At 63.2% G+C, this 20,288-nt stretch carries 16 protein-coding genes and 1 pseudogene; 15 read left to right on the top strand and 2 right to left on the bottom strand.

Annotated features, from left to right (window positions below; all coding sequences use genetic code 11):
- The first annotated feature begins 13 nt into the window (after window positions 1–13).
- From AC3Z8Y_RS03835 to AC3Z8Y_RS03785, 11 genes and pseudogenes are all read left to right on the top strand, one after another.
- Window positions 14–628: a biliverdin-producing heme oxygenase gene (locus AC3Z8Y_RS03835; protein ID WP_490088527.1), complete on the top strand. Its 615-nt coding sequence runs from the start codon at window positions 14–16 to the stop codon at window positions 626–628.
- 55 nt (window positions 629–683) lie between these two features.
- A complete protein-coding gene (locus AC3Z8Y_RS03830; RefSeq protein ID WP_490089923.1) occupies window positions 684–1,106 on the top strand; it encodes a YbaN family protein in 423 nt (140 codons plus the stop codon).
- A gap of 113 nt (window positions 1,107–1,219) precedes the next feature.
- Window positions 1,220–2,500 (top strand): annotated as a pseudogene (locus tag AC3Z8Y_RS03825) (methyl-accepting chemotaxis protein); the annotation flags it as partial.
- 102 nt (window positions 2,501–2,602) lie between these two features.
- Window positions 2,603–3,358, top strand: coding sequence for a methyl-accepting chemotaxis protein (locus AC3Z8Y_RS03820; RefSeq protein ID WP_375139239.1), 756 nt, complete (start codon window positions 2,603–2,605; stop codon window positions 3,356–3,358).
- 74 nt (window positions 3,359–3,432) lie between these two features.
- Window positions 3,433–3,792, top strand: a complete 360-nt coding sequence (locus AC3Z8Y_RS03815; RefSeq protein WP_490088526.1) for a DUF5064 family protein — start codon at window positions 3,433–3,435, stop codon at window positions 3,790–3,792.
- Window positions 3,793–3,873: 81 nt separating this feature from the next.
- Window positions 3,874–5,385, top strand: a complete 1,512-nt coding sequence (locus AC3Z8Y_RS03810; protein WP_490088525.1) for a sigma-54-dependent transcriptional regulator — start codon at window positions 3,874–3,876, stop codon at window positions 5,383–5,385.
- Window positions 5,386–5,896: 511 nt separating this feature from the next.
- Window positions 5,897–6,274: a glycine cleavage system protein GcvH gene (gene gcvH, locus AC3Z8Y_RS03805; RefSeq protein WP_490088524.1), complete on the top strand. Its 378-nt coding sequence runs from the start codon at window positions 5,897–5,899 to the stop codon at window positions 6,272–6,274.
- A gap of 11 nt (window positions 6,275–6,285) precedes the next feature.
- Entirely contained in the window at window positions 6,286–9,144 is a 2,859-nt protein-coding gene (gene gcvP, locus AC3Z8Y_RS03800) for an aminomethyl-transferring glycine dehydrogenase (protein WP_490088523.1), read from the top strand.
- Window positions 9,145–9,211: 67 nt separating this feature from the next.
- Window positions 9,212–10,588: an L-serine ammonia-lyase gene (locus AC3Z8Y_RS03795; protein WP_490088522.1), complete on the top strand. Its 1,377-nt coding sequence runs from the start codon at window positions 9,212–9,214 to the stop codon at window positions 10,586–10,588.
- A 30-nt stretch (window positions 10,589–10,618) separates the two neighbouring features.
- A complete protein-coding gene (gene gcvT, locus AC3Z8Y_RS03790) occupies window positions 10,619–11,740 on the top strand; it encodes a glycine cleavage system aminomethyltransferase GcvT (RefSeq protein ID WP_490088521.1) in 1,122 nt (373 codons plus the stop codon).
- 393 nt (window positions 11,741–12,133) lie between these two features.
- Window positions 12,134–12,346, top strand: coding sequence for a cold-shock protein (locus tag AC3Z8Y_RS03785; protein ID WP_003175786.1), 213 nt, complete (start codon window positions 12,134–12,136; stop codon window positions 12,344–12,346).
- Between the two features lie 149 nt (window positions 12,347–12,495).
- On the opposite strand, the gene lptG is transcribed toward AC3Z8Y_RS03785, so the two are convergent.
- Both lptG and lptF read right to left on the bottom strand, forming a co-directional pair.
- Window positions 12,496–13,557: an LPS export ABC transporter permease LptG gene (lptG, locus tag AC3Z8Y_RS03780; protein WP_181117108.1), complete on the bottom strand. Its 1,062-nt coding sequence runs from the start codon at window positions 13,555–13,557 to the stop codon at window positions 12,496–12,498.
- Window positions 13,554–14,672, bottom strand: a complete 1,119-nt coding sequence (gene lptF, locus AC3Z8Y_RS03775) for an LPS export ABC transporter permease LptF (RefSeq protein WP_490089922.1) — start codon at window positions 14,670–14,672, stop codon at window positions 13,554–13,556. The genes lptG and lptF overlap by 4 nt, the downstream gene beginning before the upstream one ends.
- A 231-nt stretch (window positions 14,673–14,903) precedes the next feature.
- On the opposite strand from lptF, the gene AC3Z8Y_RS03770 reads away from it, so the two are divergent.
- The 4 genes from AC3Z8Y_RS03770 to AC3Z8Y_RS03755 all read left to right on the top strand — a co-directional run bounded on the left by AC3Z8Y_RS03770 (window position 14,904) and on the right by AC3Z8Y_RS03755 (window position 20,238).
- Window positions 14,904–16,391, top strand: a complete 1,488-nt coding sequence (locus AC3Z8Y_RS03770) for a leucyl aminopeptidase (RefSeq protein WP_490088520.1) — start codon at window positions 14,904–14,906, stop codon at window positions 16,389–16,391.
- A gap of 45 nt (window positions 16,392–16,436) precedes the next feature.
- Window positions 16,437–16,865: a DNA polymerase III subunit chi gene (locus tag AC3Z8Y_RS03765; protein ID WP_490088519.1), complete on the top strand. Its 429-nt coding sequence runs from the start codon at window positions 16,437–16,439 to the stop codon at window positions 16,863–16,865.
- A gap of 10 nt (window positions 16,866–16,875) precedes the next feature.
- Window positions 16,876–17,277 carry a DNA polymerase III subunit chi gene (locus AC3Z8Y_RS03760; protein WP_490088518.1) on the top strand — a complete coding sequence of 134 codons (402 nt, stop codon included), beginning with the start codon at window positions 16,876–16,878 and terminating at the stop codon, window positions 17,275–17,277.
- A 114-nt stretch (window positions 17,278–17,391) separates the two neighbouring features.
- Window positions 17,392–20,238: a valine--tRNA ligase gene (locus AC3Z8Y_RS03755; RefSeq protein WP_490088517.1), complete on the top strand. Its 2,847-nt coding sequence runs from the start codon at window positions 17,392–17,394 to the stop codon at window positions 20,236–20,238.
- Window positions 20,239–20,288 lie beyond the last annotated feature (50 nt).

Raw genomic sequence — 20,288 nt, 5'->3', positions numbered from 1 at the left:
CTGGAGCGAACCCATGAACGCAAACGTCAACCTCGCGCAGGAAAGCCTCGCACATCCGCTGCGCTCGCAACGGCTGAGCCAAGCGACCCATGCCCCTCATGAAGTACTCGATGGCCTGGTGAAGGCCCAGGCGCCCTTCGATTCGCTCGAAGGCTTCAGCCGCTTCGTGACGGCTCAGTACCTGTTCCAGGCCGAGCTTGAAGTGCTTTATAACAACCCTCGCCTGGTAGTCCATTTCCCTGACCTGCCCTCGCGCTGCCGTCTGGAGCAGGCCCGTGCAGACCTGTCAGATCTGCAGGTGGAGCTGCCTGCGGCAGTGCCCGGCGCGCCGGCGGGTTTGTCCCTCGGCGAATCGCTGGGCTGGATTTTTGTCTCTGAAGGGTCGAAACTCGGCGCCGCGTTCCTCCTCAAGCGCGCCGAGGCCCTCGGGCTGTCGCCTACGCAGGGGGCCCGCCATCTGGCCGAACCCGAAGGGGGCCGGGCGGCGGGCTGGAAGGCTTTTGTCAAAGCGCTGGATGCCGTGGCGCTGGACGAACGTGAGGAGCAGCTCGCCGAGGCGGGCGCGCTCGCGGCGTTTGAGCGCTTTACTGTATTGCTGCAAACGGCCTTTGCCCGTGCACAGGCTTGAATTCATCGCCCGGCCCGCCCTCGGCGTGGCCCGGCCCCATCTCTGCACGGTGCCGATGACCGCCCAGCTTCCCCCCAACCGCTCGCGGCTCGCCCGCCTTCTCTACGGTGTGCTGGCTTACGTATGCCTGGGCATCGGCATCATTGCCATTTTCGTGCCGGGCCTGCCCACCACCGAGTTTGTGCTGATTGCCGCATGGGCTGCCACCCGCAGCTCGCCCAGGCTCGCTGCCTGGCTGGAGCAACACAAGGTGTTTGGCCCGATCATCCGCAACTGGCGTAACGGCAAGGTGATCACACGGCGGTCGAAACTCGCCGCTACCTTCAGCATGCTGGCGTGCGCCGTGATCATGTGGCTGACCTTGCGGCATTACTGGGCGATCTATGCGGCCATCGGCGGCATGGTGTTGGTGAACCTGTGGATCTGGTCGCGCCCTGAAGGGGCAAACGGATCCAACAAGCAAGAACCGCCTGTCTAAAATATTTAAAGTCCTTGTAGGGTTTGCCGATGCGGTGAGGTAGTCGAACGTTCGGCTTGCGGGGTGCGCCACAGCCCCTCGCTGATCACCTCACCCCATTACGAGCGCACCCCATGCTGCAGTCACTTTCTATCCGTTTGAAGATAGTCCTCCTGGCGGGGCTATGTCTTGTTGCCGTGGTCGCCACCGTGGTGGGCATGAACCTGTACCAGAGCCGACAGAACAACGCGCTTGTGGGTGACTCCAGCGAGCGCATGCTCACCCGCACGGTGGAGAAGCTGCTGCTGGCGCAGGCTGCCGAGAAAGCAGCCTTGCTGCAGAAGGCGTACAGCGCCGACCTGATGCTGGCCAGTGATGTGGCCGAGCAGATGGCCCAGCTGAGTGGCGCGGGTAAACGCCATGACTTCAGCGATCGCGCTATCCGCGAGGAAGCGAACCGCGCGCTGGAGTTGAGCTTCAAGCGCAACCGTGACGTGCTGGGTGTGTGGGCGGTCTTCCAGCGTGACGCCTTCGATGGTGATGACGCAGGCTTTGTCGCCGACCTGGCGCGCGGCTCCAACGAAACCGGCCGCTTCGGCAGCTACTGGAGCCGATACGAAGGCACTGACAACAACACCGCCATCGACGAAGACGACCTGGTGAAGTCGGATATCAACGCCAGTGGCCTCCCCTACAACACCTGGTACACCTGCGCCCTGCAAAGCGGCAAGTTGTGCCTGCTCGAACCCTACGCCGACACTATCGGCGACAAAACCGTGCTGATGACTACCATTGCACTGCCCATCCGCGTCGATGGCAAGGTAGTGGGCGTGGCCGGTGTCGACCTGGCCCTCAACTCGCTTCAGGTAAGCGCGGTACAGGCCAAGGCCGAGCTGTTCGACGGCGCGGGCCACATCATGGTGCTCTCCAGCAAAGGCGTGCTGGCCGCCAACAGCGATGCGGCAGATACCCTTGGCAAGCGCATCGACACGGCGCTCGGCGACGAAGGCCGGGAGATCCTGCAGCTGGTGCAAGGTGGCACCGCCAAGGTTATCGCCCGCGGCGACCTGATCCGCGCCGTTTATCCCGTAACACCGGTAGAAGGCGCTGCTTCATGGGGTGTAGCCATCGACCTGCCCCGCAATGTATTGCTGGCTGATGCCCTGAAACTTCAGAAGCTGCTGGATGCCGAGCAAACCAGCGGCACCTTGCAAACCCTGGCCGTGGCTATCGTGGCAGGCCTGCTCGGCTTGCTGTTGCTGTGGCTGACGGCGTCGGGCGTGACCCGCCCGATCACCGGCGTGGCCATGATGCTCAAGGACATCGCCAGCGGCGAAGGCGACCTCACCCGCCGGATCCAGTACGCTCGCCGCGATGAACTGGGCGAACTGGCCAGCTGGTTCAACCGCTTCCTCGACAAGCTGCAACCCACGATTGCTCAGATCAAGACCAGCATCACCGAGGCGCGCGCCACGGCGGACCAGTCTTCGGAAATCGCCCGGCAGACCAGCGACGGCATGCAGGTGCAGTTCCGCGAGATCGACCAGGTGGCCACCGCTTCGAACCAGATGAGCGCCACCGCTCAGGAAGTGGCCAGCAGTGCGTCCAATGCTGCCAGCGCAGCCCGAGGGGCGGACCAGTCGGCACGGGATGGCATGAGCATCATCGAGCGCAGCACCCGTGACATCAACGGCCTGGCCGAGGAAGTGAGCAAGGCCGTGGCCGAGGTGGAAACCCTGGCGGTGAACAGCGAGCAGATCGGTACCGTGCTCGAAGTGATCCGCAGCATTGCCGAGCAGACTAACCTGCTGGCGTTGAACGCTGCCATCGAGGCAGCCCGCGCTGGCGAGAGCGGCCGTGGCTTCGCGGTGGTGGCCGACGAAGTGCGGAACCTGGCCAAGCGTACTCAGGATTCGGTGGAAGAAATTCGCCACGTGATCGAGCGCATCCAGGGGGCGACCCGCGATGTGGTGTCGACCATGCATTCGAGCCAGGGCAAGGCCCAGGAAAACGCCACGCAGATTCTCCAGGCGTCCTCTGCCCTTACCCGCATCAGTGAGGCGGTTGGGGTGATCAGCGAAATGAACCTGCACATCGCCAGTGCCGCGGAAGAACAAAGCGCCGTGGCCGAAGAAGTGAACCGCAACGTATCGGCAATCCGCATGGTGACCGAAACCCTGACCGGGCAAGCAACCGAGTCGGCACAGGTCAGCAGCCAGCTGAACGCCCTGGCCAGCCAGCAGATGCGCCTGATGGACCAGTTCAAGGTCTGACCCGCCCGCGGCCGTCTATGCTTCAAGCTCCAACGCCCCGTTCCCCGGGGCGTTCCAGCAAGGGAGCGCTATCGATGTTTGAACCGGGCCATCTGCACCTCGAACACATTCCCGTCCAGCCCCGCGATGTTGCGTATCGGCTGGACATCACCTACGAACCCCGCGATGAGCCCAACGGCACAGTGATGCACTTCCAGGTCACCGGCGACATTGCCGGGCAAACGCTGGATGAAGGCCTGGACCTGCCCGCAGACCTGGCTTTCAATTTCGCCAGCGATATCGACCACCTGGCACGCCAGCACGGCATGCCGGCGACCCAGGTGCTTCCCATCAGTGTGCACAAGCAGTACGACGCGATGTTCGCCGACATTCAGGGCAAGCTTAAGCGTTCACCCGGCGACCCGGTCGACCCCGTGCACTTGCCCACACCGTAGGCAAGCGCGGGCAGCGGTTTCTTCATACCTGAGGGCAAGGCATAATTCGCGGCTTCTGCCGCTCAGGCCCGCCCGCCCCCTATGCGCATTCACGTAAGTTTCCAAGACCGCGTCGGTATCACCCAAGAGGTGCTTGCCCTGCTGGGCGCGCGCAACCTCAACCTGGATGCCGTGGAAATGGTCCCGCCCAACGTCTACATCGACGCGCCCACGCTCAGCCCGGCGGTGCTGGATGAGCTGCGCGGGGCGCTGTTTGCCGTGCAAGGCGTGAATGCCGTCACGGTGGTGGACATGCTGCCCGGCCAGCGCAGGCATTTGCAGCTCGACGCGCTGCTGGCCGCCATGAGCGACCCGGTGTTGGCGGTGGATACGGCCGGCACGGTACTGCTGGCAAACCCCGCCATGGTGTCGCTGTATGGCCGCGACCTCGCTGGCCAACCGTTGAGCGAGCTGTTCAATGACCCTGCAGTAATGACGGCCTTGCTGGAAAACGGGTTTCGCCTGCCGCTGCGAGAAGTGGCGGTCGAAGGCGAGCCACTGCTGCTGGAGGCCACGCCCATCCCCAACGCCGGGGCGCTGCTCACGCTCTACCCGCCCAACCGGATCGGCGAACGCCTGGCGGCTTTGCACCACGACCACGCCGAAGGCTTCGAGGCGCTGCTGGGAGAGTCCGCTGCCATTCGCCAACTCAAGGCGCGCGCGCAACGTATCGCAACGCTGGATGCACCCTTGCTCATTCAGGGGGAAACCGGCACTGGCAAGGAATTGGTAGCGCGGGCATGCCATGCGGCCAGTGCACGCCACAATGCGCCGTTTCTGGCGCTCAACTGCGCGGCGCTGCCCGAGAACCTTGCCGAGAGTGAACTGTTTGGCTATGCCCCGGGCGCGTTCACCGGCGCGCAACGCGGCGGCAAGCCCGGCTTGATGGAGCTGGCGCATCAGGGAACGGTCTTTCTCGATGAAATCGGCGAGATGTCTCCGTACCTGCAGGCCAAGCTGCTGCGGTTCCTCAACGACGGCAGCTTCCGCCGAGTGGGCGGCGAGCGCGAAGTGAAGGTGAACGTGCGCATTCTCAGCGCCACGCACCGGGACCTGAACAAGATGGTCAGCGAGGGAAGCTTTCGCGAAGACCTGTACTACCGGCTCAATGTGCTCAACCTGGACGTGCCGCCGCTGCGCGACCGCGGGCAGGACATCCTGTTGCTGGCGCGCTGGTTCATGCGCCAGGCCTGCGCGCAGATCGGCCGGCCGGTGTGCCGTTTGGCGCCTGGCACCTATCCGGCGCTGCTCGGCAATCGCTGGCCGGGCAATGTTCGCCAACTCCAGAACGTGATCTTCCGCGCTGCGGCCATCTGCGAAAGTACCCTGGTGGACATTGGCGACCTGGACATTGCTGGCACGTCGGTCGCGCAACACCGGGACCGGGATGTGCAAAGCCTGGAACAGGCCATGGACGACTACGAACGCGCCCTGCTGGAAAAGCTGTACGCCGACTACCCTTCCAGCCGGCAGCTCGCCGCCAGGCTACACACTTCGCACACCGCCATCGCCAATCGGCTGCGCAAGTATGGGATACCGGGGCGGAAGGCCTGATGAACCCTAGTCTTTCTGTTGGTCTAAGCGCCCGTCCACATAATCGTCTACGGCTAATTCAAACTGGCCTTGTATCTCCAGAATTGACTCGGCGTGGAAACTGACAAGGTCTCGCACATCCATGATGCGACCTACGAATATATGGTCTCGATCGTCGAAATGGATGTGTGCGGTATACCCTCGGTAACTCAAGGTAGTCATCGTTGAACCCCTTTTAGAGGCGAAGCCTTTAGGGCTTAGCATACGGGACAGGCATGAAGAACGCCGCCCGTAATGAATTCACTACGGTGTATTTATCACGTTACACCCCTCCAGCCCGCCGAGGCGCTGACTTCGCTTAAAACCGTAACGGAACCGCTACACCGCTGGTCCTCACGCTGTTTCAATGATCCAGCAGCACCCAACAAAACCGGCCCTTTGCCCCGCTTGGCAACCAAATTGCAACAACCCCTGGAATCCAGCCCGCACGGGCACTTGTTTTCGGCCCTGTATCGGCCTTCAGGAGTGTTGCATGAGCGTTTTGCGTTTTACCCAGGAGCATGAGTGGCTACGCGCCGAGGCAGACGGCAGCGTGACGGTGGGTATCACCGCGTTCGCTCAGGAAGCGCTGGGGGACGTGGTATTTGTGCAGCTGCCAGACACCGGCGATCACGCCGCTGACGCAGAAGTGGCCGTGCTGGAGTCTGTAAAGGCAGCGAGCAGCATCAACATGCCGCTCGATGGTGAAATTCTTGAGGTGAACCCGGCGCTCGAGGGCAAACCCGAGCTGGTCAACGAAGACCCGCTGGGCCGTGGCTGGTTCTTCCGCTTCAAGCCAGCCGACGCCGCCCAACTGGATGGCCTGCTCGACCAGAACGCCTACGATCAACTCATCGCCGCACAAGCCTGAGGAGACGCAACATGCCTTTCGACGTTGCTTTGACCACCGATAACGAATTCATTGGCCGCCACATCGGCCCACGCGCCGAGGACGAGCAGGCGCTGCTGGAAACTCTCGGTTTCGACAGCCTGGAAGCCCTGACCGCTGCGGTGATCCCGGACACTATCAAGGGCACCAGCGTGCTCGATGGCAGCGACGGCCAGAGTGAAGCCGATGCCCTGGCCGCACTCAAGGCCATTGCTGGCCAGAACCAACTGCTCAAAAGCTTGATTGGCCAGGGTTACTACAACACCCATACCCCGGCACCGATCCTGCGCAACCTGCTGGAAAATCCGGCCTGGTACACCGCCTATACGCCCTACCAGCCGGAAATTTCCCAAGGCCGGCTCGAGGCCTTGCTGAACTTCCAGACCCTGGTCAGCGACCTCACCGGCTTGCCGATCGCCAACGCTTCGCTGCTGGACGAAGCCACCGCCGCGGCAGAGGCCATGACCTTCTGCAAGCGGTTGTCGAAGAACAAGGGCGGCAACGCCTTTTTCGCCTCGGTCCATTGCCACCCGCAAACCCTGGACGTGCTGCGCACCCGTGCCGAGCCGCTAGGCATCGAGGTGGTGGTGGCAGACGAGCAAACCCTGGAAGACACCAGCGCCTTCTTTGGCGCCCTGCTTCAGTACCCTGCCAGCAACGGTGACGTGCTGGATTATGCGGCAGTGGTGGAACGCTTCCATGGCAGCCAGGCGCTGGTAGCCGTGGCCGCGGACCTGCTGGCCCTCACGCTGCTGACGCCGCCCGGTGAATTCGGCGCGGACGTGGCCATTGGCAGCGCCCAGCGTTTCGGCGTGCCTCTGGGCTTCGGTGGCCCTCACGCGGCGTACTTCTCCACGAAAGATGCGTACAAGCGTGACATGCCCGGCCGGTTGGTAGGCGTGTCCATCGACCGTCATGGCAAGCCGGCCTATCGCCTGGCCATGCAAACCCGCGAGCAACACATCCGCCGCGAAAAGGCGACCAGCAACATCTGCACCGCCCAGGTGCTGTTGGCGAACATCGCTAGCATGTTCGCGGTGTACCACGGCCCCAAAGGCCTGCAACAGATTGCCAAACGCACCCATGCGCTCACCGCTATCCTCGCCACAGGGCTCAAGGAGCTGGGCGTAGCGGTCGAACAAACACACTTCTTCGACACCCTTACCCTGCGCACAGGCGCCAGCACCGCCGAGCTTCATGACAAGGCACGGGCCGCTGGCTATAACCTGCGCCAGGTGGACGCCGAACGCGTGGGCCTGTCGCTGGACGAAACCAGCCGGCAAGCGGACGTCGAAGCGCTGTGGGCCTTGTTCAGCAATGGCCAGGCACCGGACTTTGCGACCGTTGCAGCCAGCGCCTCCGACGCATTGCCTGCCCCGCTGCTGCGCCAGAGCGCGATCCTCAGCCACCCGGTGTTCAACCGTTATCACTCCGAAACCGAGCTGATGCGCTACCTGCGCCGCCTGGCCGACAAGGACCTGGCGCTGGACCGCACCATGATCCCGCTGGGCTCCTGCACCATGAAGCTCAACGCGGCAAGCGAGATGATCCCCGTCACCTGGGCCGAATTCGGCAACCTGCACCCCTTCGCCCCTGCCGAGCAAAGCCAGGGCTACAAGGCGTTGACCGAAGAACTGGAAGCCATGCTGTGCGCAGCCACCGGTTACGACGCCGTCTCGCTGCAGCCCAACGCCGGCTCTCAAGGCGAATACGCGGGCCTGCTGGCCATCCGCGCTTACCACCTGAGCCGTGGCGACAGCCAGCGCGACCTGTGCCTGATTCCCTCCTCTGCCCACGGGACCAACCCGGCCACCGCTCACATGGCGGGCATGCGCGTGGTGGTAACCGCCTGCGACGCACGGGGCAACGTGGACATCGACGACCTGCGCGCCAAGGCCGAGGAGCATCGGGACCGCCTGGCCGCGCTGATGATCACCTACCCGTCCACCCACGGGGTGTTCGAGGAAGGCATCGGTGAAATCTGCCAGATCATCCACGACCACGGTGGGCAGGTGTACATCGACGGCGCGAACATGAATGCCATGGTCGGCCTGTGCGCCCCCGGCAAGTTCGGCGGCGACGTGTCCCACCTCAACCTGCACAAAACCTTCTGCATACCCCACGGCGGTGGCGGCCCTGGCGTAGGCCCCATTGGTGTGAAGGCCCACCTGGCGCCGTTCCTTCCGGGCCATGGCGAGCTGGAGCGCAAGGAAGGCGCCGTGTGCGCGGCACCGTTCGGCAGCGCGAGCATTCTGCCCATCACCTGGATGTACATCCGCATGATGGGCGGCGCCGGCCTCAAGCGCGCCTCGCAAGTGGCCATTCTGAACGCCAACTACATTGCCCGCCGGCTCGAGGAGCACTACCCGGTGCTCTACACTGGTAGCAATGGCCTGGTCGCTCACGAATGCATTCTGGACCTGCGCCCCCTCAAGGACAGCAGCGGCATCAGCGTCGATGACGTCGCCAAGCGCTTGATCGACTTCGGCTTCCATGCCCCGACCATGTCGTTCCCGGTGGCGGGCACGCTGATGATCGAGCCGACCGAAAGCGAATCCCGCGAAGAGCTGGACCGCTTCTGCGACGCGATGATCTGTATTCGCGAAGAAATCCGCGGTGTGGAAAGCGGCGCCCTCGACCCTGAGGACAACCCGCTTAAAAACGCGCCGCACACCGCCGAAGAACTGCTGGGGGAATGGCCGCACAGCTACAGCCGCGAGCAGGCCGCCTACCCGTTGGCCAGCCTGAAGGCGACCAAATACTGGCCGCCGGTGGGCCGTGTCGACAACGTGTTCGGCGACCGCAATCTCGTGTGCGCCTGCCCACCTATCGAAGCCTATCAAGAGGCCTGACCTGGCCACAGGGCGGTGTATTCACCGCCCTCCCGGGTCACCTCGATAGCGCCTTCCTGGAGCGATCATGTCCCTGAGTGTGTTCGATCTGTTCAAGATCGGTATCGGCCCGTCCAGCTCGCATACGGTCGGCCCCATGCGGGCGGCCGTGCGCTTCGCCGAAGGGCTGCGCCGCGATGGCCTGCTCGCCAGTGTGGCTCAGGTGAAAGTAGAGCTGTATGGCTCGCTGGGCGCCACCGGCAAAGGCCATGGCAGCGACAAAGCCGTGCTGATGGGGCTTGAGGGTGAGCAGCCGGACACGGTAGACACCACTGCCATCGAACCTCGGTTGGCGGCGATTCGCGCCAATGGCCGGTTACGCCTGCTGGGCGAGCACGAAATCGCCTTCGTCGAAAAGCAGCACCTGGCGATGATCCGCAAGCCGCTGCCCTACCACCCCAATGGCATGATCTTCCGTGCCTTCGACGCCGCTGGCCTGCAAGTCCGCAGCCGGGAGTACTACTCCGTGGGTGGCGGCTTTGTGGTGGATGACAACGCGGCGGGGGCTGACCGGATCGTGGCGGACACGACCGTGCTGGCGTATCCCTTCACCATGGCCAAGCAACTGCTGGCCCATTGCATCAGCGAGCAGTTGTCCATCAGCCAGGTGATGCAGGCGAACGAGCTGGCCTGGCGCCCCGAAGCCGAAACCCGGGCCGGCCTGCTGCACATCTGGCAAGTGATGCAGCACTGCGTGGCGGCAGGCTGTGAGAATGAAGGCATCCTCCCGGGCGGGCTGAAGGTCAAGCGTCGCGCCGCCGGCTTGTACCGGCAACTGCGCAACAATCCAGAGGCGGCCCTGCGCGACAGCCTGTCGGTGCTTGACTGGGTCAACCTCTACGCGCTGGCCGTGAACGAAGAAAACGCCAGCGGCGGGCGTGTGGTCACCGCGCCTACCAACGGCGCTGCCGGCATCGTGCCCGCCGTGCTGCATTACTACATGCGGTTTGTGCCGGGCGCCAATGAGGACGGTGTGATCCGCTTCCTCCTTACGGCTGCGGCCATCGGCATCCTCTATAAAGAGAACGCTTCCATCTCCGGCGCCGAAGTGGGCTGTCAGGGCGAAGTGGGCGTGGCCTGCTCCATGGCTGCCGGCGGCTTGTGCGAAGTCATGGGCGGTACACCGCAGCAGGTAGAGAACGCCGCGGAAATTGGCATGGAACATAACCTGGGCCTCACCTGCGACCCCATCGGGGGGCTGGTGCAGGTGCCGTGCATCGAGCGCAACGCCATGGGCTCGGTCAAGGCGATCAACGCTGTGCGCATGGCACTGCGTGGTGACGGCCAACACCACGTATCGCTCGACAAAGTGATACGCACCATGCGCCAGACCGGCGCCGACATGAAGAGCAAGTACAAGGAAACGGCTCGCGGCGGCCTGGCAGTGAACATTATCGAATGCTGACGGCGAGGCCGCGGCAGAAGGAGCACACCGATGTCTGAAGTTCTGTTGAAAACCCCGCTGCACGCCCTGCACCTGGAACTCGGCGCGCGGATGGTGCCCTTTGCCGGCTACGAGATGCCGGTTCAATACCCGCTCGGGGTGCTCAAGGAGCACCTGCATACCCGCGAACAGGCCGGGCTGTTCGATGTGTCTCACATGGGCCAGATCCGCCTCGTGGGCAAAGACGTCGCGGCGGCGCTGGAAACCCTGGTGCCGGTGGACATCATCGACCTGCCCGTGGGTACTCAACGCTATGCCGTGTTCACCAACGATCAGGGTGGGATCCTCGACGACCTGATGGTAGCCAGGCTTTCTGACGAGGAACTGATCCTTGTGGTGAACGCCGCCTGCAAGCACGCCGACCTGGCGCACCTTCGCCAGCACCTGGAAGGCCAGTGCACCATCGAGCCTTTGTTTGAAGCCCGCGCCTTGCTTGCCCTGCAAGGCCCCAAAGCGGTGGACGTGCTGGCGCGCCTGCAACCGTCCGTGGCGAGCATGACCTTCATGCAGTTTGCCCACGTGGAGCTGGCAGGCATCGACTGCTTCGTTAGCCGCTCGGGCTATACCGGGGAAGATGGCTATGAAATTTCGGTGCCGACCGAACAGGCCGAAACCCTTGCGCGTCGCCTGCTGGACGAACCCGAAGTACAAGCGATCGGCCTTGGCGCGCGGGACTCGCTACGGCTCGAAGCCGGCCTGTGCCTGTACGGCCACGACATGAACGAAACCCTTACACCGGTGGAAGCCAGCCTTGGATGGGCAATCTCCAAGGCGCGCCGGGCCGATGGCGCTCGCGCCGGTGGCTTCCCTGGGGCTGAACGCATTTATGCTCAGCAAAAAGAGGGCGTGGCGCGCAAACGGGTGGGGCTGCTCCCGCAAGAACGCATGCCGGTGCGTGAAGGCGCCGAAGTTGTGGACGCCAATGGCACAACCGTGGGGCAGGTATGCAGCGGCGGCTTCGGCCCGACACTTAACGCGCCAGTGGCGATGGCCTGGGTAGACACGCACCTGAGTGGGCTGGATACCGAACTGTGGGCACTGGTGCGGGGCAAAAAGGTACCGGTCAAAGTTGCCCGGATGCCCTTTGTGGCACAGCGTTATTTCCGCGGCTAAGCTGGGGATAGCGCCGTGGCGTTTTTCGTGTGTAACGAAGCCGTCATGGCGCTGTGTTTGCATGTTGTTAGCACGTTGTTTGCATAGCAAGGCAGGCTGATTTTCAAGCCGTTATAACGGTTGAGCGGTCATGCTGGATAAACAGGAACAAGCACGAAAAGCGGGGGAAAAAAGGCACAAAAGCAGGCGTTTTCGGGGCTTGTTTTTGTAACTGAAGTTAGCGTAGAGTCATCTCGACTGTGTTTGCATGGGTCGCTATGGTTCGTGACCTGGGCAGTAGCGCTAAGCTTTGCTACAACCCGTTCGACGTCTCTTACTTTCCTGCAACCAGCAACAGCGACCTTTCATTGTGAAAGCAGCTGACATTAATATTGAGCTTCAAGGAAATAAGATATGAGCCAGCGTCAGAGCGGTACCGTCAAGTGGTTTAACGACGAAAAGGGTTTTGGTTTTATCACTCCTGAGAGCGGTCCGGATCTGTTCGTACACTTCCGCGCTATCCAGGGCAACGGCTTCAAAAGCCTGAAAGAAGGCCAGAAAGTGACCTTCGTTGCTGTGCAGGGCCAGAAAGGCATGCAGGCAGACGAAGTTCAAGCCGAAGCCTGATCCCCTTCGCATGAAAAAGCCCCGACTGGAAACAGCCGGGGCTTTTTTTATGCCGGTTCACTCGTGCAAGGTGCCTTTCGCGAGCTTCGCCTGCGGCTGCGCCGGATGGCCGGCCCCGTTGCTCTACAGCAGCCAGGCCCGCCTTAGCCCTACCCCGCCCTGCGCAGCAACCAGGCCCCGGCCACGGCACATACAGCCGCGGGCAGTGCCACCGCCAACAGCGGCGGGAAGCCGAATACCAGGCTGGATGGCCCCAGCAGGTCCTGAGCGATACGGAACACGAAGCCCACCAATACGCCGGTGAACACCCGCTGACCCAGCGTGACCGAGCGCAGCGGCCCGAAAATGAACGAGATCGCCATCAATACCAGTGCGGCGGTTACCAAGGGTTGCAATACCTTGGTCCAGAACGCCAGCCAGTACTTGCCGTTGTTCAGCCCCTGGGCGGTCAAGTAGTGGATGTAATCCCACAGGCCTGTAATCGACAGGGACTCAGGCGCCATGACTACAGTGCTCAGCAACTGCGGCGTAAGTGCCACGTCCCAGCGCAGAGTATCGGCGGGCACTACTTCGGTGTGGTCACCCTTGAACAGCGTGGTGGTGACTTCGCTGAGCTGCCAGTGATCCTGATCGTAGACCGCCTTGCGGGCGAAACTGGATTCAAGCAAGTGGCGCTGGTCATCGAACTCGTAACGGGTTACGCCATACAGCAACCCGTTAGGCTGCACGGTATTGATATGGATGTATTCATTGCCTTGACGATGCCACAGGCCATGCTTGCCACTTTGCGCATCGCCCCCACCCTGTGCCAGCGAACGCGAGGCCTGCGCCTGGTCTTCGGCCGGCGGCGCGACGTACTCGCCGATCAACACGCCGGCCACCATCAACACCAGCATGGGCTTCATCACCGCCCACACGATGCGCGATACCGACACACCCGCCGCACGCATGATGGTCAGCTCGCTGCTGCTGGCCAGGCTGCCCAGGCCAATGAGGCAACCGATCAACGCCGACATCGGCAGAAGCTCATATAACCGGCGTGGCGCCGTGAGCAGCACATACCAGGCGGCGTCGCCCAGGGTGTAGGTATCGGTCAGGTCGCCCAGTTCGTCGATGAGCGCGAACAGTGTCGCCAGGCCCAGGATGATCCCCAGCACTGCCAGGATAGCGACGAAGACGCTGCGACCGATGTAACCGTCGAGCTTTCTCATTTCGCCACCTCCGACCGGCTACGCTGGCGCGCGCGGGCAAGCCGCCACGGCTGCCAGCCCATCATGCCCAGGCCGATCGCCAGGAAGAGCGCGTGCACCCACCAGATGCCGATCCCGATGGGCATGCGGCCCTTTTCCAGCGCGCTGCGTACGGAAATGAGGATAGTGAGGTACGCCATGTAGAGGAGGATCGCCGGCAGCAACTTGAGGAAACGGCCCTGGCGCGGGTTCACCCTCGACAGAGGCACCGCCATCAGCGCCACGATGAACACCAGCAGAGGCAGTGACAGGCGCCACTGCAGCTCGGCACGATCGCGCAACTCACTGGACCCCAAGAGGCTGGCGGTAGGGATAGCTTCGCGCTCGCTGATTTCTTCGCTCACTTCCGGCTTGGGCAGCATCACGCCGTAGGTGTCGTATTTGATCGCGCGGTAGTCTGGCTGGCCCGGGTTACCGTCATAACGGTAGCCGTTCTCCAGAATCAGGTAGCGGTTGCCGTTGGGGTCCACTTCCTGGCGCCCCTTGTCGGCCACCAGCACGGAAATGCCACGGTCCTTCTTGCCGTCTTCGGAGGCGCGCTTCTCTGAAATGAATACACCGCCAAGGTTCACCCGGTCCTCCGAGAGTTCTTCGGTATAGGTGACACGGGTGCCATCGCGCAGCATCTGGAAGCGGCCCGGTACCAGCGTATCGAACTCTGTGAGCGCGTCCTGCTGGTTGAGAATCTGCGCTACCCGCGCTACCCCCTGGGGCGCCAGGCCAAGGCTGAGCCAGGCAACCGCCACCGCCACCACGGCCGCTGGAACCATCGTGATGCCAAGCAGGCGCTGCGGGCTCATGCCGGTCGCCGAGAGCACGGTCATTTCGCTTTCGAGGTACAGCCGGCCATACGCCAGCAGGATGCCCAGGAACAGGCCCAGCGGAAGAATGAGCTGGAGGAAGCCCGGCAGGCGATACCCCATGATCTGGAACAGCACACCCGGATCCAGGGCACCGCTAGCCGCCTGGGCCAGGTATTTGATGAAGCGCCCGCTCATGATGATCACAAGCAACACGGCGCTGACAGCACTGAGCGTGACCAGTACTTCACGGGAGAGATAACGGAAAACGATCAAACCAGACACTCCGGGGTTACCAGCCTTGGCGGCCATGTGCCTGAGCGGCTTGCGCCCCAGGCCCGACGGAAAAAGTGCGCGCATTATCCTGTGAATGTGGGTGGCTGTCACTTCGCGAGCGCCAACGGGGTTGTCAGCGGCCGACGCGCAGGCTCAAACTGCGTGCTTATGCCTGCGCAAGCACGTGGCGCCACGCCGCGTTGAAGTCGAACTTTTGATTGGGGACGCTAAATGGAACTGCTTGTTAAAAGCGTGAATGCCGAAACGCTGAAGACCGCAACACTGGTGGTGCCGGTCAGCGAGGGCCGCAACCTGGGCGCTGTGGGCCGCAAGCTGGACGAGCAAAGCAATGGCGCCATCAGCGCGGTACTCAAGCGCGGCGACCTCGAAGGCAAGCCCGGCCAGACCCTGCTGCTCCACAGCCTGCCAGGCCTGCGTGCCGAGCGCGTGCTGCTGCTGGGCGTGGGCAAAGAGGCCTTGGGGGACCGCCCATGGCGCAAGGCCATAGCCGCTGCGATGAATGTGCTGAAAAACCTGGGCGGCAGCGAAGCCGCGCTGGCACTGGATGAAGTGTCGGTCACCAACCGTGACACCTACGGCAAGGTTCGCCTGCTGGCCGAAACCGTGCTGGACACCACCTATGTGTTCGAGCGCTACAAGAGCAAGAAAGCCGACCCCCGCGCCCTGCAGAAGATCACCCTGGTAACCGCCAAGGCCGACACTGCCGAAGTGGAGCGCGCCGTGCAGCACGCCCGCGCCATCGCGCTGGGCATGAGCCTCACCCGGGACCTGGGCAACATGCCGCCCAACGTGTGCCACCCGACCTTCCTCGGCGAACTCGCCAAGGGCCTGGCCAAGGATCACAAGAACCTCAAGGTCGAGGTTCACGATGAGAAAAAACTGCAGCAGTTGGGCATGGGTTCGTTCCTGGCCGTGGCCCAGGGTAGCGCGCAACCTCCGCGCCTGATCGTGGCCCAGTACCAGGGCGGCAAAAAGGGCGAGCAACCCTATGTGCTGGTGGGCAAGGGCATCACCTTCGACACCGGCGGCATCAGCATCAAGCCCAGCGCCAACATGGACGAAATGAAGTTCGACATGTGCGGCGCCGCCAGCGTGTTCGGCACCCTGCGCGCCGTGCTGGAACTGCAGTTGCCAATCAACCTGGTGTGCCTGATGGCCTGCGCCGAGAACATGCCCAGCGGCACGGCTACCCGGCCCGGCGATATCGTCGAAACCATGAGCGGCCAAACCGTGGAAATCCTCAACACCGACGCCGAAGGCCGCCTGGTGCTGTGTGACGCCCTCACCTACGCCGAGCGTTTCAAGCCCAAGGCCGTGGTAGACGTGGCCACCCTCACCGGCGCCTGCGTGGTTGCGCTGGGCGGGCATACGTCCGGCCTGCTGGGTAACAACGACGGGCTGATCGCCGACCTGCTGTCCGCTGGCCGCCGCGCCGACGACCGCGCCTGGCAGCTGCCGTTGTTCGACGAATACCAGGAGCAACTGGACAGCCCCTTCGCCGACATCGCCAACATCGGTGGCCCGAAGGCTGGCACCATCACCGCAGCCTGCTTCCTGTCGCGCTTCGCCAAGAGCTACGACTGGGCGCACCTGGACATCGCCGGCACGGCGTGGCTCAGCGGCGGCAAGGATAAAGGCGCCACGGGCCGCCCGGTTCCACTGCTTACCCAATACCTGCTCGACCGCGTCGCGGGCTGAGGTGCTCCCCCCGGCGGTACCTGCCGCCGGGGAGGCACGTGAACGATGACCCAGGTCGACTTCTACATTCTTCCCAGCCCGCTGGCCTCGGCGCGGCTGGATTTTGCCTGCAAGCTCGCCGAAAAAGCCTGGCGCCTCGGGCATCAGGTGCACCTGCATTGCACTGACGAAAGCCAGCGCGATGATCTCGATGCCCGGTTGTGGGCGTTCAAGGGCGAAAGCTTCGTGCCGCATAGCAAGGCGGATGACCTGTCCCTGGCGCCAGTTACCCTGGGCATTGGAGAGCCGGCCAACGCCAGTGGCGAGCTGCTGATCAATCTCACCCTGGCAGTGCCGCCCTTCGTTGCGCGTTTTGCGCGCGTAGCGGAGATCGTGACCGCCGACCCACCCGTGCGCGACCAGGCCCGGGACAATTTCCGTTTCTATCGCGAACAGGGCTATCCTCTGCAGGATCATCGCCTGACGCGTATTTGAGTTTTCCTCGATGGATAAGCCAACCCCTTTGCCCGACTCCACCCAACTTCTGGACGACCTCGAGTCGATCCGCCGCCTGCTGGGGGACGATTCGCTGGAACCGCCAGTGCTTACCGAGACCATCGACGGCCCTGAGCACGAGGCCATCCCGCTGTTGTTCGAAGCGGTCGATGAACCCGAGCTGGAAACGGCCGATGTACCGGTACTGGTGGAAGTCGCGCCAGCAGCCGTGACAACGCCGGAGCAGAACCGCCAGGACACGCTGCTTCATCTGGACCTGGAATTGCGCGAGGCCGCTCGAAAGATCATGCAGGACGTGATCGACGACTTCGCGCCCCATATCGAGACCGAGATCAAGCGTCGGCTCGAGGCGCGCATGCAGCGGCTGCTGGATCAACCGCCAGCACACTGAAGCTCTACACGTTGACCCTCGGTCACAGGCGCGGCCGCCCGCTACACACACAATCGCCCTTCCCGTTATACTGTTCGGCTTTCCGAATCGTTGCCTTACAGGGCCCTGCCGCGCATGGACAAGACTTACCAGCCGCACGCCATCGAAACGTCCTGGTACCAGACCTGGGAAGCGCAGAACTACTTCGCGCCCCAGGGCTCTGGCCAGCCATACACCATCATGATCCCGCCGCCGAACGTCACCGGCAGCCTGCACATGGGCCATGGTTTCAACAACGCGATCATGGACGCGCTCATTCGCTTCCGCCGGATGCAGGGCCGCAATACCCTGTGGCAGCCGGGCACCGACCACGCCGGCATCGCCACCCAGATGCTGGTAGAGCGCCAGCTGGAAGCCAAAGGCCAGAGCCGCCACGACCTGGGGCGCGAGCCGTTCCTGGAGAAGGTGTGGGAATGGAAGAACGAATCCGGCGGCAACATCAGCCGGCAAATCCGCCGCCTGGGCTCCTCGGTGGACTGGTCGCGCGAGCGCTTCACCATGGACGACGGCCTGTCTGAAGCGGTCAAGGAAGCCTTCGTGCGCCTGCACGAAGATGGCCTGATCTACCGCGGCAAGCGCCTGGTCAACTGGGACACCAAGCTGCACACCGCCATTTCCGACCTCGAAGTGGAAAACCACGACGAGAAGGGGTTCCTGTGGAACCTGCGCTACCCGCTCGCCGACGGCGCGGTTACCGCTGAGGGTAATGGGTTCCTGGTGGTTGCCACTACTCGCCCGGAAACCATGCTGGGTGACGTGGCGGTTGCCGTGAACCCGAGCGACGAGCGCTACCAGGCACTGATCGGCAAATTCGTCGAGCTGCCGCTGGTGGGCCGGCGCATTCCGATCATCGCCGACGATTACTGCGACCCGGCCTTCGGCACCGGTTGCGTGAAGATCACCACCGCCCACGATTTCAACGACTATGAAGTGGGCAAGCGGCACAACCTGCCCCTGCTCAACATTTTCGACAAGAGCGCGCAGGTACTGCCAGCGCTGCAGGCCTTCAACCTCGACGGTTCGGTCAACGACCAGATCGCCACCGAACTGCCTGCGGCCTACGCTGGGCTGGATCGCTTCGAAGCCCGCAAGCGCATCGTTGCCGACTTCGACACGGCCGGCTTGCTGGTAAGCGTGGATGACCATGCCCTCAAGGTGCCGAAAGGTGACCGTTCCGGCACGGTGATCGAGCCGTGGCTGACGGACCAGTGGTACGTGTCTACCAAGCCATTGGCCGAGCCGGCCATCGCTGCGGTGGAAGACGGCCGCATCCAGTTCGTGCCCAAGCAGTACGAGAACATGTACTACTCCTGGATGCGCGACATTCAGGACTGGTGCATCAGCCGCCAGCTCTGGTGGGGCCACCGGATACCGGCCTGGTACGACGAAAGCGGCCAGGTGTATGTAGGGCGCAGCGAAGCCGAAGTGCGCGAGCGCCATAACCTGGGCGCGGACGTAAAGCTGGAGCAGGACAACGACGTACTGGACACCTGGTTCAGTTCCGGCCTGTGGACGTTCTCCACGCTGGGCTGGCCAGAGCAGACCGAGTTCCTCAAAACCTTCCACCCCACCGACGTGCTGGTCACCGGCTTCGACATCATTTTCTTCTGGGTCGCCCGGATGATCATGCTGACGATGCACCTGGTGAAAAACCCCGACGGCACGGCACAGGTCCCGTTCAAAACCGTGTACGTGCACGGCCTGGTACGCGACGGCCAGGGCCAGAAGATGTCCAAGTCCAAGGGCAACGTGCTGGACCCGTTGGACATCGTGGACGGCATTACGCTGGACGCACTGCTGGACAAACGTACCAGTGGCCTGATGCAGCCCAAGCTGGCCGACAAGATCGCCAAGCAAACCCGTGCCGAATTCCCCGAGGGGATCGACAGCTACGGCACCGACGCCTTGCGTTTCACCTTCTGCTCGCTGGCGTCCACGGGCCGCGACATCAAGTTCGACATGGGCCGGGTCGAGGGTTACCGCAACTTCTGCAACAAGATCTGGAACGCCGCCCGCTACGTGCTGGACAAGGGCGAGGATTGCGGCCAGAACGGCGAGGCGTTCGAGCTCTCGCTGGCCGATCGCTGGATCATCTCCCAGCTGCAGCGTACCGAAGCCGAAGTCACCCGGCAGCTGGACCAGTTCCGCTTCGACCTGGCGGCCCAGGCCCTGTATGAGTTCATCTGGAACCAGTACTGTGACTGGTACCTGGAGCTGTCCAAGCCCGTGCTGTGGGACGAGACCGCCCCGGTAGAGCGCCAGCGTGGCACCCGCCGCACGCTGGTACGGGTGCTGGAAGTCGCGCTGCGCCTGGCGCACCCGTTCATGCCGTTCATCACCGAGGAGATCTGGCAGCGCCTGGCACCTCTCGCTGGCGCAACCGGCCAGACCATCATGTTGCAGCCCTGGCCGGTCGCAAACGAGGAGCGCATCGACGAAGCCGCCGAGCGTGACATCGAGTGGGTCAAGGAGCTGATGCTGGGTGTGCGTAACATCCGTGGCGAGATGAACATCGGCCCTGGCAAGCCTTTGCACCTGTACCTGAAAAACGCCAGCGCCGAGGATCGTCGCCGCCTCGAGGAAAACCAGCACCTGCTGCGCAAGCTGGCGAAGATCGAAGCCTTCACCGTGCTGGAAGCCACCGATGAGGCCCCGCTGAGCGCAACCGCGCTGGTGGGTGACCTTGAAGTGTTGGTACCCATGGCCGGGCTGATCGACAAGGACGCCGAACTGGGGCGCCTGAACAAAGAAATCCAGCGCCTTCAGGGCGAGGTCCAGCGCGTGGGCGGCAAGTTGTCCAACGCGTCCTTCGTGGATAAAGCACCGCCTGCGGTGATCGACAAGGAACGCGCCAAGCTGGCCGAGGCGGAACAGGCCCTGGCCAAACTGGCTGATCAGCACGCCCGTATCAGCGCGCTCTGATGCCCTCGTCGCGGCGGGTGCACTTCACCTTTGTGTGAAAGCGCACCCGC

The sequence above is a fragment of the Pseudomonas sp. 3MAES_34.3B genome (assembly GCF_058145875.1).
Note: the sequence above shows the minus strand (reverse complement) of the source record. Positions and strands in the feature narration are given on the sequence as shown.

What these genes read in the sequence shown, in the direction of transcription:
- AC3Z8Y_RS03835 (WP_490088527.1), top strand. Translation starts at nt 14, where the DNA reads ATGAACGCAAACGTCAACCTCGCGCAGGAAAGCCTCGCACATCCGCTG.
- AC3Z8Y_RS03830 (WP_490089923.1), top strand. Translation starts at nt 684, where the DNA reads ATGACCGCCCAGCTTCCCCCCAACCGCTCGCGGCTCGCCCGCCTTCTC.
- AC3Z8Y_RS03820 (WP_375139239.1), top strand. Translation starts at nt 2,603, where the DNA reads ATGCAGGTGCAGTTCCGCGAGATCGACCAGGTGGCCACCGCTTCGAAC.
- AC3Z8Y_RS03815 (WP_490088526.1), top strand. Translation starts at nt 3,433, where the DNA reads ATGTTTGAACCGGGCCATCTGCACCTCGAACACATTCCCGTCCAGCCC.
- AC3Z8Y_RS03810 (WP_490088525.1), top strand. Translation starts at nt 3,874, where the DNA reads ATGCGCATTCACGTAAGTTTCCAAGACCGCGTCGGTATCACCCAAGAG.
- gcvH (WP_490088524.1), top strand. Translation starts at nt 5,897, where the DNA reads ATGAGCGTTTTGCGTTTTACCCAGGAGCATGAGTGGCTACGCGCCGAG.
- gcvP (WP_490088523.1), top strand. Translation starts at nt 6,286, where the DNA reads ATGCCTTTCGACGTTGCTTTGACCACCGATAACGAATTCATTGGCCGC.
- AC3Z8Y_RS03795 (WP_490088522.1), top strand. Translation starts at nt 9,212, where the DNA reads ATGTCCCTGAGTGTGTTCGATCTGTTCAAGATCGGTATCGGCCCGTCC.
- gcvT (WP_490088521.1), top strand. Translation starts at nt 10,619, where the DNA reads ATGTCTGAAGTTCTGTTGAAAACCCCGCTGCACGCCCTGCACCTGGAA.
- AC3Z8Y_RS03785 (WP_003175786.1), top strand. Translation starts at nt 12,134, where the DNA reads ATGAGCCAGCGTCAGAGCGGTACCGTCAAGTGGTTTAACGACGAAAAG.
- lptG (WP_181117108.1), bottom strand. Translation starts at nt 13,557, where the DNA reads ATGAGAAAGCTCGACGGTTACATCGGTCGCAGCGTCTTCGTCGCTATC.
- AC3Z8Y_RS03770 (WP_490088520.1), top strand. Translation starts at nt 14,904, where the DNA reads ATGGAACTGCTTGTTAAAAGCGTGAATGCCGAAACGCTGAAGACCGCA.
- AC3Z8Y_RS03765 (WP_490088519.1), top strand. Translation starts at nt 16,437, where the DNA reads ATGACCCAGGTCGACTTCTACATTCTTCCCAGCCCGCTGGCCTCGGCG.
- AC3Z8Y_RS03760 (WP_490088518.1), top strand. Translation starts at nt 16,876, where the DNA reads ATGGATAAGCCAACCCCTTTGCCCGACTCCACCCAACTTCTGGACGAC.
- AC3Z8Y_RS03755 (WP_490088517.1), top strand. Translation starts at nt 17,392, where the DNA reads ATGGACAAGACTTACCAGCCGCACGCCATCGAAACGTCCTGGTACCAG.